This is a genomic window from Streptomyces sp. NPDC127068 (assembly GCF_042724695.1).
GTDB lineage: Bacteria > Actinomycetota > Actinomycetes > Streptomycetales > Streptomycetaceae > Streptomyces.
Window position 1 is genome coordinate 76,374 of sequence record NZ_JBHXEN010000007.1, and the last position, 12,175, is coordinate 88,548.

Below are 12,175 nucleotides of genomic sequence, written 5' to 3' on the forward strand. Positions count from 1 at the left end.
CGCCGTCCCGTCCCGACCCGGTGGAAGGAGGGTGACGGGTGTCCGGCACCGACGTGGTGATCGTGGGCGCCGGCGCGGCCGGGCTGTCGCTGGCCCACTGGCTGAGCGAGCAGGCGCCGAGCACACCCCCCTCCGTGCCGCTGTCCGTGACGCTGATCGACGCCCCGGCGGGCCCGCTGCGCCCGCCCGACCGCACCTGGTGCTTCTGGGAGGAGCCCGGCGGCCCCTACGACGCCTTGCTGACGGCGGCCTGGGACCGGCTGCGGGTGCACGGCCCGGACGGTGCGGCGACGACCGGACGGACGACGCCGCTGCGGTACAAGATGCTCCGTTCCACCGGGTTCAGCGCCGCCGTGGGCGCCCGGATCGCCGCGGCGGGGGTGCGGCGGCTGACGGCCGTCGTCCACGGGATCGTGGACGACCCGGTCGGCCGGGAGGGCGCCGAGGTGCACGGCACCCACGCCGACGGTTCCCCGCTGCGGCTGCGGGCCCGCTGGGTCTTCGACTCCCGGCCGCCGCGGGCGGCTCCCCGGGCCCGCACCGTGCTGCTCCAACACTTCCGGGGGTGGTTCGTCCGGACGCCACGGCCCTCGTTCCGCCCGGACACCGCCGATCTGATGGACTTCCGCACCCCGCAGCCGGCGCGCGGCCTGTCGTTCGGGTACGTCCTGCCGACCGGCCCGTGCACCGCCCTGGTCGAGTACACCGAGTTCTCCCGGACCGTCCTCACCGGCGAGGGCTACGACCGGGCGCTGCGGCACTACCTGGACCGGGTCCTCGGCATCGACGGGTACGAGGTCACCGCCGTCGAACAGGGAGTGATCCCCATGGCGGACACCCGCCCCACGGTACGGGCGGGGGCCTCGGTGTTCCGGATCGGCGCCGCGGGCGGGGCGACCCGTCCCTCCACCGGATACACCTTCGCCGGGGTGCAGCGGCAGACCCGGGCCGTCGCCGCCCTGCTGCACGCCGGACGCGTCCCCGTGCCGCCGCCGGCCCACGGCCCCCGGGCCCGCGCCATGGACGCCGTCCTGCTGCGGGCGCTGGACACCGGTCGGGTCGCCGGCGCCCCCTTCTTCACCCGGCTGTTCCGCACCGTGCCGCTGCCGGCGCTGCTGCGCTTCCTCGACGGGGACACCCGACCGTCCGAGGACTTCGCGATCGGGCTGCGCACCCCCGTGCGGCCGATGCTGCGCACCGCCCTGGAACTGCCCTTCGTCCCCCGCCGCACCACCAACGGAAGGCCCCCGCGATGACCCTGCTGCGCGACGACGCCCTGTCGGCCGCGTTCGACCACGCGTCCCGCTCGTACGACCGGTTGACCGCCGTCAACCCCGGCTACCACCGCCAGCTGCGCCGCTCCGCGCACCGGCTCGGCCTGCCGCACGACGGGACCGGGCTGCGCGTCCTGGACCTGGGGTGCGGCACCGGGGCGTCCACCGCCGCACTGCTGGACGCCGCGCCCCGGGCCCGGATCACCGCGGTCGACGCCTCGGGCGGCATGCTGGCGCGGGCCCGCGCCAAGTCCTGGCCGTCGAACGTGCGGTTCGTCCGGGCTCCCGCCGAGGCACTGGCCGAACACGGGGTGGCGGGGCCCTTCGACGCGGTGTTCGCGGCGTACCTGTTCCGCAACCTCAGCGACCCCGATCCGGTGCTCGGCGCGGTGCGCGAACTCCTGGTGCCGGGTGGGCGGTTCGCGGTCCACGAGTACGCGCTGAGCGGCCGGGGCGCGCACCGCGCCGTGTGGTACGCGGTGTGCGCCGGGATCGTGCTCCCCGCGGGCGCGCTGACCGGGGACCGGGCGCTGTACCGGCACCTGCTCGGCAGCGTGACCGCCTTCGACACGGCGCCCGCCTTCGGCGAACGGGTGCGACGGGCCGGGTTCACCCGGGTGCGGGTGCTGCCGGTGTCCGGCTGGCAGACCGGTGTGGTGCACACCGTCGTCGCGGCGGCCCCGGGGGCGGTGGCGTGAGCGCCCGGTACGGACGCGACCGCCGGTCCGTCCTGCTCCCCGCCCCGGCGGGACGTCCCCGGGTCGCGGACCCGGCCCCTTCGGTGGCGGTCGTCGGCGGGGGCATCGCCGGACTGACCGCGGCGACCGCACTCGCCGAACGCGGCGTACGGGTCACCCTCCACGAACGGGAGCCGGTGCTCGGCGGGCGGCTCGCGGGCTGGCCGGTGCAGTTGGCGGACGGCTCGGCGGTGACCATGAGCCGCGGCTTCCACGCCTTCTTCCGCCAGTACTACAACCTGCGGGCCCTGCTGCGCCGCACCGACCCCGGACTCGCACGGCTGCGGGGGCTGCCCGACTACCCGCTGGTGCACCGCGACGGACTGACCGACGGCTTCGCCCGGGTGCCGCGGACCCCGCCGTTCAGCGCCCTCGGCTTCGTCGCGCTCAGCCCGTCGTTCGGTTGGCGGGACCTGCTCCGGATGGACCCGCGGGCCGCCCTGCCGCTGCTGGACGTGCGGGTGCCCGAGGTGTACCGGCGGCTGGACGGGATCAGCGCCCGGGACTACCTGGAGGAGATCCGGTTCCCGGCGGCGGCCCGACACCTGGCGTTCGAGGTGTTCTCCCGTAGCTTCTTCGCCGACCCGCGGCAGTTGTCGGCCGCGGAGCTGGCCCTGATGTTCCACATCTACTTCCTCGGCTCCAGCGAGGGGCTGCTCTTCGACGTGCCGACCGAGCCGTTCCCCACCGCACTGTGGGATCCGCTCGCCGCCCGGCTGGACCGGCTCGGCACCGAGGTGCGCACCGAGTGCGGCGTCGAGGAGGTGGACCCGGGCACCGCCGACGGGCCGTCCGTCACCGCCGGCGGTCGGAGCACCCGGTACGACGCGGTGGTGTTGGCGCTCGACACCGGAGGGCTGCGGCGGCTCGTCGCGGCCTCGCCCCGGCTGGGGGACGAGCCGTGGCGGGCCCGGGTCCTCGCCGCGCGGGAGGCCCCGCCGTTCCTGGTCTCCCGCCTCTGGCTCGACCGGCCCGTCGCACCGGAGCGGGCCGGGTTCCTGGGCACCAGCGGCTTCGGGTCGCTGGACAACATCAGCGTCCTGGACCGCTGGGAGGGGGAGGCCGCGCGCTGGGCGGCCCGCCACGGGGGCGGCGTGGTGGAACTGCACGCGTACGCCCTGGCTCCGGACGCCGACCGGGCAGCCGAGCAGGCGCGGCTGCTCCAGCAGCTCCACCGGGTGTACCCGGAGACGGCCCGTGCCCGGGTGGTCGACCAGCGCCACGAGTGGCGGGCGGACTGCCCGCTGTTCCCGGTCGGCGGCTATGCGCAACGCCCCCCGGTCACCACGGCGCACCCCACGGTGGTCCTGGCCGGCGACCACGTCCGCAGCGGGCTCCCGGTGGCCCTGATGGAACGTGCGGCCACCACCGGGTTCCAGGCGGCCAACGCCCTCCTCACCCGCTGGGGCGTGCGCGGCCACCCGCTGCGCACGGTCCCCCGGCGGGGCCGCGTCGCCGTGCTGCGGGCGCTGGCCCGCGGGAAGTGAGCCGCGGGGACGGCTCCCCGGTGGTCAGCCGGGGAACCGGCCCGCGGCCCGCAGCTCCCAGCGCCGTTCGGCGTACGCGAGGTCGTCCCGCCACAGCCGCTCGGCGGCCCGGCGCATCACGGGCCGCACCAGGGGCGCCAGCCCCCGGGCCACCGCGAAGCCGCCCCGGTCGGAAGCCGCGAGCACCGCCTCCACGACGGCGGTCCGCGGCCCCCGCCCCGCGCCGCCGGGGGCCGTCACCGGCGTGGCGTGGGTCTCCACCACCGACCCCGCCCCCTCCCCGGTCACGATGCGCATCACCACGGTCCGCGGTCCGGGCGCGGTGAACTCGGCCCGCACGGGCACCACGACCCGCCCGGCGACCTTGAAGGACACGTCCACCACGAACGCGTCGTCGTCCCCCGCGGCGTCCCCGGGGGCGCTGACCACGCTCAGGTCGACGAACGAGTACGGGTGGAACCACGCCCCGTGCCAGGGGTCGAGGCGATTGGCGACGACGTCCTCCGGTTCGCAGCGCCCCACCGCCAGGCACACCGCGTCCACCGCCCGCGTCGCCTCCGGTCGCGGGGGCACCGGGGGGAGCTCGGTGGGCTCCTCGCCCCCGGCGCGGTCGAGCCGCACCCAGACGAGGACTCCGTCGTCGTGGGCCGGGTACGGCGCCCACCCGGCGAACGGCCGGCCGTCCAGGGCGAGTCCGTGCCAGTGGCACACCAGCGTCCCGCACCGCACCGGGCTCTGCCGCAGCGGGGCTCCGAGGTGCGGGCAGGCCCCGGGCCCGGCCACCACTGCGCCGGCCGCGTCCCGCCACAGCACCAGTTCGACCCCGGCCACGGTCCGCCCGAGCGGCCGGTCCGCGGTCAGCTCACGGCTCGCCCCGACGACGTACCAGTTCCCGGTGGGGCGCTCCTGGGCGCGGGCGAGGGCACAGGCGATGACCGCCGGCTTCGCCTCCGACCAGGTGGGTCGCTGTCGTTCCCAGGGCACCGGGGCGCGCCGCAGTCGTAGCGGTACGTACGGTCGGCGGGGGGTCATCGGGTCGTGCCGGTGGTGGCGGAGGGACGGGACCGGTGCGGCGGGGGCGGTGGGGGGCCGCAGGCGTTGCGGTGCGCGAGGCGGGCGAGGACCGCGGTGGTCAGCCCCCGTGCGGCGACCGCCGCCCGCCGGCCGCGGCCCACCACGGCCCGCCGGTGCAGCACCGCGTACCCGTCGTCGGCGACGGCGTCGAGGATCGCCCCGTAGAGCACGAAGGCGGTGCGCACACAGGGCCGGGAGACGGGTTCGAGGAGGTCGATGCCGGGGGCGGCCCGGGCGTAGACCTCACGGGTGAGGCGGGCCGCGGCGACCAGGGCGGCGGTGATCGCGGCGTCGCGGCGTCCGGTGCGGCGGCTCCACTCCAGCCGGTCCCGGTCGACGCCGTGCGCGGCGAGGAGGTCCGCCGGCAGGTAGACCCGGCCCCGGTCCAGGTCCTCGCCGACGTCGCGCAGGAAGTTGGTGAGCTGGAAGGCGACCCCGAGGTCAGCCGCGTACGGGGCGGCTTCGGCGCGGGGCACGACGGTGCCGAGGACGGGCAGCATCTGGAGGCCGATGACGGCGGCGGAACCGTGCATGTAGCGGCGCAGTTCGGCGTAGCCGGGGTAGTCGGTGACGGTGAGGTCGTCGCGCATGGCGGCCATGAAGTCGGTGAAGAGGGCGTGGTCGACGGCGTACCGGGCGGCGGTGTCGGCGAGGGCCCGCACCACCGGCTCCGCGGTGGGTTCGCCGCGGAGTTGGGCGGTGAGCCGCCGGTGCAGTGCGTCGAGCGCGGCGGCCCGGTCCTCGGGGCCGGCGTCCGCGCCGAGGTCGTCGACGATGTCGTCGGCGTGCCGGGCGAATCCGTAGAGGGCGTGCACCGCGGGCCGTCGGGCGGCGGGCAGCAGCCGGGTGGCGAGGAAGTAGGTGCGGCCGTGCCGGGCGTTGAGCCGACGGCAGTGCGCGTAGTCGGCGCGCAGGGCGGGGTCGCTGATCCCGGCCGCGTCGAGTTCACGGTCCGTCATGGGCGCCGACCCTCCTGGGGCGGGAGCGGACGGTGCGGCGGCCGGTGATGCGGGCGGCGGCGAGCTTGCCGGAGATGAGGACCGTCGGCACGCCCACGCCGGGGGTGGTGCCGCAGCCGGCGAGCACGGCGTTGGTGGTGCCCGACACCAGGTTGCGGGGGCGGAACGGGCCGGTCTGCGCGAAGGTGTGCGCCACCGCGAACGGTCCGCCGGCCGCGTGCCCGGCCGCCGTCCAGTCGAGTGGGGTGACCAGGCACTCCTCCTCGATCGCGGCGGCGAGTCCGGGCAGGTGGCGGCGTTCCAGCACCCGGAGCAGGGCGTCCCGGTAGCGGGGTCCGAGCGTGCGCCACTCCTGCGCCCCGGGCCCCAGGTCGGTGTTGGGGCAGGGCGCGAGCACGTAGTGCAGATGGCGGCCGGGCGGGGCGAGGGAGGGGTCGGTGGCGGTGGGCCGGGTGATGAGCAGCGACGGGTCGGTCATCAGCCGCCCGGTGGTGAGTTCGCGGAAGGTCTCCCGCCAGGCGGCGCCGAAGGAGATCGTGTGGTGGGCGAGGTCCGGCCAGGTGCGGTCCGTCCCGGTGTGCAGGACGACGGCGGACGGCGCGTGGCGCAGCCGCTGGGGGCGGCGCGGGGCGCGGCCCAGCAGGCGGTAGGCGACGGGCAGGTCGGGGGTGAGGACGACCGCGTCGCAGGCGATGCGCTCGTCCTCGGTGTGCACGGCGGTGATCCGTTCGCCGCGGCGCTCCAGCCGGGTCACCGCGCTGCCGTAGCGCAGGGTGGCGCCCGCGTCGGCCGCCGCGTCGGCCATCGCCCGGGGCAGTGCGTGGACCCCGCCGCGCGGGAAGTACACCCCGGCGACGGTGTCCATGTAGGCGATGACGGCGTAGGCGGCGAGCGCCCGGGCGGGCGGCACACCGGCGTACAGCGACTGGAAGGAGAAGACCCGCCGCAGCCGTTCGTCGGAGAGGAACCGGCCGATGCGGGCGTCCAGCCGGCCGAAGCCGCCGAGGGCGGCGAGCCGGGCGAGGTCGGGGTGCAGCAGGCCGAACGGGGAGTCGAAGTCGGTGTCGATGAACCGCCGCATCTGCACCTGGTACAGCTCGGTGAGCCAGGCCCGCAGCCGCCGGTACCCGAGGGCTTCGCGGGCGCCCGCGAAGCGGTGGACCTCGGCTTCCATGGCATCGGCCCGGGTGTGCACGTCGAGGCTGGAGCCGTCGGCGAACCGGGCGCGGTAGGCGGGGTGCAGCGGGACCAGGTCGAGCCGGTCGGTCAGCTCCTCGCCGACGGCGGCGAAGGGTTCCGCCATCAGTTCGGGCATGGTGAGCACGGTCGGACCGGTGTCGATCCGGTAGCCGGACCGGTGCAACAGCCCCGCTCGACCGCCCGGTCCGGTGTCCCGCTCCACGAGGGTGACCCGGCGGCCCGCGCCGAGCAGGTGCAGTGCGGCGGAGAGTCCGGCGAGCCCGGCCCCGACCACCACCACGTGGTCGGTGGGCCCTGCAAGGGTTCTCATCGGGGGGCTCCTTCGCTGGGGTGGGTGGAGGGCCGTTCACCGCGGGCGACGGCGGTCAGCAGCCTGCCCAGGTGCGCGAGCGCCCCGGGGGAACCGGCGGGTTCCGCGGTCGCCAGGTGGCGGCCGGACAGTTCGGCGAGGTGGTCGATGCGCGCTTCGACGACGTCACGCGCGCCGGTCATGACGAGGGTCGTCCGGACCCGTTGCAGGTCGGCGGCGCTCAGGTCGGGGGCGCCGAGCGCGGCGTCGAGCACCGACACCGCGGCCCGGTCCCCGCAGGCTTCGGCACGGGCCAGGCCGACGGCCGTCAAATACGTCAGCTTGCCCTCGCGGATGTCCTCGCCGGAGGGCTTGCCGGTGTCGGCGGGGTCGCCGAAGGTGCCGAGCAGGTCGTCACGGAGCTGGAAGGCGATGCCGGCGCAGCGGCCCGCCGCGCACAGGGCCCGGGTGACCTCGTCGCCGGCCCCGGCGAGGGCGGCCCCGAGGGCGAGCGGCCGTTCCACCGTGTACAGGGCGCTCTTCAACCGGGCCACCCGCAGGGCCTGGGCGCGGGAACGGGCGCCGGTGACCTGTCCGTGCAGGTCGAGGTACTGGCCGGCCACCATCTCGGTGCGCAGCGCACGCCACTGGGCACGGACCGGGCCGCGGACGGCGGGCGGCAGGTCGGTCTCGGCGACGACGTCGTCGGCCCAGGCCAGCGCGAGGTCGCCGACGAGGACGGCCGCGGAGGTCCCGAAGTCGGCGCCGGCGTGCCGCGCCCCGGGTCCGTAGCGGTCGCGCAGCGCGGTGTGGACGGCGGGGCGGCCCCGGCGCAGCGGGGAACCGTCCATCAGGTCGTCGTGGACGAGGGCGCAGGTCTGGAGGAGTTCGAGTCCGGCGGCGAGCCGGAGCGCGGGGTCGACGGCGTCGGCGGGTGCGCCGCAGGACCGCAGGGCCCACCACAGGAACTGTGACCGCAGCCGTTTGCCGCCGTCCAGGGTGAAGCGGACGGTGCGCGCGGCGACGTCCCGGGCGAAGACGGCGTCGATCAGCGCGGATTCCCGTTGCCGCTGCGCGAGCAGGTCCGCGAGGACCCGACCGACCTCGGCGGGCACGTCCGCGTCGGTGCGCCGGGCGCGGTCGGACGGGGACGGCGGGCGGCGGCGCACGACCGGTTCGCGCGGCGGGGGTTCGCGCAGCGGGGCCCGGCCCGCTGGCGGCCTTGCGCCGGGGTGGTCCTGGGCGGCGGTGCGGCGCATCGCGCCTCCTCTCGTCGCGTGGTTCGGCTGACTCCCGGAACCGGTTCGCGACGGGGCACGCTTTTGGATGCGGGGCGCCCCGCTCGATGCGGCCGGGGCGGGTATCCCGGCCTACCAGCCGGGCCGCCGGCACGGCCGGGACACCACCGGACGTCCGCCCGCTTCCACACCACCGGACCAGCGCGCCGCCGACCGCTATCCGGGCGGCGGGTCGTACAGTCCGTCGAGCAGTCGCAGCGCTTCGGCGAGGCTGGTGGGGCGGACCGCGCCGGGCAGCGGGGGACCCGCCCAACCGGGGCCCGCCGCGAGGACCGTGGCGCCGTGCCGGGCGCCCCGGACGCCCCAGGTCGTCGTGCCGAGGTGGCGCACGAGCGCGCGGTCGGCGGTGGTGCGGGACTGGGACCACAGGACGACGGCCGCGGGTCCCGCGCGGCGCACGGCCTCGTCGAGGGCGTCGGCGGGCACCGCGCCGCCGAACATCCGCACCGGCACGCCGCGTTCGGTGAGGCCCGCCGTGAGCGCCTCCAGGGGCAGCGTGTGCAGCTCGCCCGGGGCGCACGCGACGATCACCGGGGGCCCGGGGCGTTCGCTGCCGGGCGGGGCGGCGGGGGCCCGGCGGAGCGCCGAGGAGATGTGCCAGGACAGCAGGTGTTCGACCTCCACGTACCGTTCGCCGGAGGATTCCCACTTGCGTCCGACGGCCCGCAGCGCGGGCATCATGACCTCGTTCCAGGCGGTGACCAGCCCGTGTTCGGCGAGGACGGAGCGGAGCAGGGCGTCGACGGCGGTGGAGTCGAGGCGGACGGCGGCCCGGGCGAGGCCCCGGCACTCGGCCCGGACCCGGCCGAGCGGCAGTGCGCCGTGGTTGCCCGGGCGCGGGGGCCGTGCGCCGGGGCGCGCCCCGGTGGGACGGTCGGGTACGGGGTCCGGGGCGGCGGAGGCGGCTCGGGCCGCCTCGGCGGGCGGGACGCCCGAGGCGGTGAGACGGCACATGGTCTCCAGCACGGCGATGTCCGCGGGGGACCAGCGGCGGTGCCGACCGCCCTGGTGGTGCGCCGGTCCGATGCCGTAGCGGCGGTCCCAGGAGCGCAGGGTGGTCGGCGCCACGCCGAGTCTGCGGGCCACGGCACCGGTGGTGAGGGCGGCTTCGACCGGCACGGACTCCGGTACGGGCGTCAGGACCGGGCGCTGGTGGGGGATCGGGGACGACGGCGGCATCTGCCCAGCCTAGGAGACCGACGCACAAACGATGCGTGTTGCGCCCTCAGGGCGCCGGACCGGAAGGTCGGTTCAGGCGGTTCGTCCGTTCCGGGGCGGTCCGTGGGTCGTTCCGTACCGCCGGTCTTGCGTACCGCCGTCCCCCTCCCCCGCGAGCCCGAGGAGTCACACCGTGGTGACCACCGTTGCACCGCCCGCGCCCGGACTGAGCGCTCCCACCCAGGAGACCCGGTGGGAGGAGGAGGTGTCGGCGGCACTGCTCGGCGGCGATCCGGACGCCCTGGCCGCCGCCTACCGGCGGTGGGGTCCGCTGGTGCACACCCTCGCCAACCGCTCGCTCGGCGACGCCCGGGAGGCCGAGGACGTCACCCAGCAGGTGTTCCTGGCGGTGTGGCGGGGCCGGGCGGGCTACCGGCCCGCGCGCGGACCGCTGGCCGCGTGGATCGTGGGCATCACCCGTCGCAAGATCGCCGACGCCCTGTCCGCGCGGACCCGTCGGGGTGTCCTGGTGGCCGCGGCGGCGACCGTGGCGAGCGAGCGGCCCGCGCCGTGCGCCGACCCGGAGGCCGTGCTCGACCGGGTCCTGGTGGCCCAGGCCCTGCGCGGACTGACCCCGGTGCAGCGGAACCTGCTGTGCCTGGCCTTCTACGAGGACCTGACGCAGTCCCAGATCGCCCGGCGCACCGGATTGCCGCTCGGCACGGTCAAGAGCCATGTGCGCCGGGGCCTGCACCGGTTGCGCGGCTGTCTGGGGGACGCCGCCCCGGGCGTGGTCCCACCGCCGGAGCGTGCGGCGTGAGGCGGCGCCGGCCCGGCCGCGCCCCCGATGGCCCACGGACCGCCCCGGAGGTGAGCGGTGACCCGGCATCCGCACTGCGCCGAACTGGTGGAACTGGCCCTGCGGTACGCACCCGCCCCGGACTCCCCCGAGGAACCGGCAGGCCGCCGGGCCGACCTCCACGCCCATCTGCTGCGCTGCGCCCCGTGCCGCGTCGAACTCGCCGCCCTGCGGCGGGTGGTGGCGGCGCTGGGCACGGGTGATCCGCTCGATCCGGAGCTGACGCCCGCGCCGCCCGGGGTGTGGCGGCGGATCGCCGACGAGGTCGACCGCGAGGAGTGAGCCAGCGGCCCCCGGGGCGGGGTCAGGGGTCGGCCCGGGCGTCCCGGAACCGGGTCAGCCCCTCGGACAGTTCCACGATCGGCTCCGGGTAGTCGTAGCGGGCCCGCTCGGCGGCCGTCAGCTTCCACGGCTCGTGCACCTTCGGGCCGGCGAGCTGGGCGAGTTCGGGCACCCAGCGCCGTACGTAGCTGCCGTCGGGGTCGAGACGCCGGCCCTGACGCACCGGGTTCAGCACCCGGCCGGGACGGGTGTCGGTGCCGGTTCCGGCGGCCCACTGCCAGTTGAGCTGGTTGTTGGCGAGGTCCCCGTCGACCAGCAGGTCCAGGAAGTGCCGGGCGCCGACCCGCCAGTCGACGTAGAGGGTCTTGGTGAGGAAGCTGGCCGCGAGCAGCCGTCCCCGGTTGTGCATCCAGCCCTCGTGCCGGAGCTGACGCATCGCCGCGTCGACGACCGGGTAGCCGGTGCGGCCCGCCCGCCAGGCCGCGGTGTCCCGCTCGGCGTCCGGGCCGGTCCGCCAGCGGTCGTGCCGGTCGCGGTAGTCGGTGGTCGAGGTGTGCGGGCGGGCCGCGAGCACCTGGTGGTGGAAGTCCCGCCAGCACAGTTGTCGTACGAAGGCGTCCGCACCGGGCCCGCCGGCCGCCCGGGCCCGGTGGACCAGTTCGATGGCGGACAGCGTCCCGAAGTGCAGGTGCGGGGAGAGCCGTGAGGTCAGGTCGCCCGCCAGGTCGTCGTGCCCCTCCTCGTAGCCGGCGAGCCGCCGCCCGAGCCAGCGGGTGGCCCGTTCCCGTCCGGTGCGCTCCCCGCCCCGGGCGAGCCCGGGGGACACGTCCTCGACGTCCGCCCGCTCGGGCAGGGCCTCGGAACCGACCTCCTCGGGCACCCGGATCTTGCGGGGCGCACCGAGCGGTTGCCGCAACTGCTCGGCGGCCCAACGGCGGTGGTACGGGGTGAAGACCGCGAAGTGGTCCGAGCCCTGGGGGGTGACGGCGCCCGGCGGGAGCGCGGTGATGACCGCGTCGTGCGCCGTCAGCCGCCCGCCCGCCTCCCGTACCGCCGTGGCGAGCCGGTGCTCCCGACGGGCGGCGTATCCACTGACGCCCGCCGCGAGGTGGACCTCGCGGGCGCCCGTCTCGGTCATCACCGCGCGCACGACGGCCACCGGATCACCGGTGCGCACGATCAGCCGTCCGCCCCGGTGGCGCAGCGCGGCGTCGAGGTCCGTCAGGCAGTCGGCGAGGAACGCCCGCCGGTTGGGCGCCGCGAAGCAGGCCTCGGTCACCCCCGGGTCCCGTACGAAGAGCGGCACGACCTGGTCGGCCGCGTCGAGCGCGGCCCGCAGCGGGGGGTGGTCGTGCACCCGCAGGTCGGAGGTGAACAGGACGACGGACACGGTCATGGCGCCGCTCCTCGGTCGGGGCTGGTCGGACACGCCCGGTTCGGTGCGCGGGCGGGCGTCGGATGCACCCGCGGTCCCCTTCGGGTGCGGTCCCGTGCGGGTGCGTTGTTCGGCCGGCGTGCGCTGGTGCGTTGCGCAGTTCCCCGCGCCCCTGATCCGACC

11 protein-coding genes are annotated in these 12,175 nt (G+C 76.8%); 5 read left to right on the plus strand and 6 right to left on the minus strand.

The features are described from left to right. Nucleotides 1-38: 38 nt before the first annotated feature. From ACFWIA_RS06165 to ACFWIA_RS06175, 3 genes are read left to right on the plus strand one after another with little or no spacing between them, the layout of a single operon-like run. Complete coding sequence (locus tag ACFWIA_RS06165) at nt 39-1,256, plus strand: lycopene cyclase family protein (protein ID WP_387000892.1); 1,218 nt, start codon at nt 39-41, stop codon at nt 1,254-1,256. Continuing rightward, the gene (locus ACFWIA_RS06170) at nt 1,253-1,972 is read left to right on the plus strand and encodes a class I SAM-dependent methyltransferase (RefSeq protein WP_387000894.1); all 720 of its coding nucleotides are present in this window, start codon (nt 1,253-1,255) and stop codon (nt 1,970-1,972) included. The genes ACFWIA_RS06165 and ACFWIA_RS06170 overlap by 4 nt, the downstream gene beginning before the upstream one ends. Further along, nucleotides 1,969-3,498 carry an FAD-dependent oxidoreductase gene (locus ACFWIA_RS06175; RefSeq protein ID WP_387000895.1) on the plus strand — a complete coding sequence of 510 codons (1,530 nt, stop codon included), beginning with the start codon at nt 1,969-1,971 and terminating at the stop codon, nt 3,496-3,498. The genes ACFWIA_RS06170 and ACFWIA_RS06175 overlap by 4 nt, the downstream gene beginning before the upstream one ends. Before the next feature lie 24 nt (nt 3,499-3,522). Here the strand turns inward: ACFWIA_RS06175 and ACFWIA_RS06180 are convergent, their stop codons facing one another. From ACFWIA_RS06180 to ACFWIA_RS06200, 5 genes are all read right to left on the minus strand, one after another. Beyond that, nucleotides 3,523-4,530, minus strand: coding sequence for a DUF5914 domain-containing protein (locus tag ACFWIA_RS06180; protein ID WP_387000898.1), 1,008 nt, complete (start codon nt 4,528-4,530; stop codon nt 3,523-3,525). Beyond that, nucleotides 4,527-5,531, minus strand: coding sequence for a phytoene/squalene synthase family protein (locus tag ACFWIA_RS06185; protein ID WP_387000899.1), 1,005 nt, complete (start codon nt 5,529-5,531; stop codon nt 4,527-4,529). Before ACFWIA_RS06185 ends, ACFWIA_RS06180 begins: the two co-directional genes overlap by 4 nt. Beyond that, nucleotides 5,518-7,041, minus strand: coding sequence for a phytoene desaturase (locus ACFWIA_RS06190; protein ID WP_387000900.1), 1,524 nt, complete (start codon nt 7,039-7,041; stop codon nt 5,518-5,520). The genes ACFWIA_RS06185 and ACFWIA_RS06190 overlap by 14 nt, the downstream gene beginning before the upstream one ends. Further along, the gene (locus ACFWIA_RS06195) at nt 7,038-8,279 is read right to left on the minus strand and encodes a polyprenyl synthetase family protein (RefSeq protein ID WP_387000903.1); all 1,242 of its coding nucleotides are present in this window, start codon (nt 8,277-8,279) and stop codon (nt 7,038-7,040) included. Before ACFWIA_RS06195 ends, ACFWIA_RS06190 begins: the two co-directional genes overlap by 4 nt. A gap of 195 nt (nt 8,280-8,474) precedes the next feature. After that, entirely contained in the window at nt 8,475-9,497 is a 1,023-nt protein-coding gene (locus tag ACFWIA_RS06200) for a MerR family transcriptional regulator (protein WP_387000906.1), read from the minus strand. A 175-nt stretch (nt 9,498-9,672) separates the two neighbouring features. On the opposite strand from ACFWIA_RS06200, the gene ACFWIA_RS06205 reads away from it, so the two are divergent. Together ACFWIA_RS06205 and ACFWIA_RS06210 are read left to right on the plus strand one after the other, a co-directional pair. Further along, nucleotides 9,673-10,296 (plus strand): sigma-70 family RNA polymerase sigma factor, encoded by a 624-nt coding sequence (locus ACFWIA_RS06205; RefSeq protein ID WP_387001038.1) that lies wholly within the window; start codon nt 9,673-9,675, stop codon nt 10,294-10,296. A 57-nt stretch (nt 10,297-10,353) separates the two neighbouring features. Then, nucleotides 10,354-10,617, plus strand: a complete 264-nt coding sequence (locus tag ACFWIA_RS06210; RefSeq protein ID WP_387000909.1) for a hypothetical protein — start codon at nt 10,354-10,356, stop codon at nt 10,615-10,617. Between the two features lie 22 nt (nt 10,618-10,639). On the opposite strand, the gene ACFWIA_RS06215 is transcribed toward ACFWIA_RS06210, so the two are convergent. After that, on the minus strand, nt 10,640-12,013 hold the full coding sequence (locus tag ACFWIA_RS06215) for a cryptochrome/photolyase family protein (RefSeq protein WP_387000912.1): 1,374 nt from the start codon (nt 12,011-12,013) through the stop codon (nt 10,640-10,642). Nucleotides 12,014-12,175 lie beyond the last annotated feature (162 nt).

Coding starts and splice junctions, on each gene's coding strand:
- ACFWIA_RS06190 (WP_387000900.1), bottom strand. CDS start 7,041: ATGAGAACCCTTGCAGGGCCCACCGACCACGTGGTGGTGGTCGGGGCC.
- ACFWIA_RS06180 (WP_387000898.1), bottom strand. CDS start 4,530: ATGACCCCCCGCCGACCGTACGTACCGCTACGACTGCGGCGCGCCCCG.
- ACFWIA_RS06200 (WP_387000906.1), bottom strand. CDS start 9,497: ATGCCGCCGTCGTCCCCGATCCCCCACCAGCGCCCGGTCCTGACGCCC.
- ACFWIA_RS06195 (WP_387000903.1), bottom strand. CDS start 8,279: ATGCGCCGCACCGCCGCCCAGGACCACCCCGGCGCAAGGCCGCCAGCG.
- ACFWIA_RS06170 (WP_387000894.1), top strand. CDS start 1,253: ATGACCCTGCTGCGCGACGACGCCCTGTCGGCCGCGTTCGACCACGCG.
- ACFWIA_RS06185 (WP_387000899.1), bottom strand. CDS start 5,531: ATGACGGACCGTGAACTCGACGCGGCCGGGATCAGCGACCCCGCCCTG.
- ACFWIA_RS06215 (WP_387000912.1), bottom strand. CDS start 12,013: ATGACCGTGTCCGTCGTCCTGTTCACCTCCGACCTGCGGGTGCACGAC.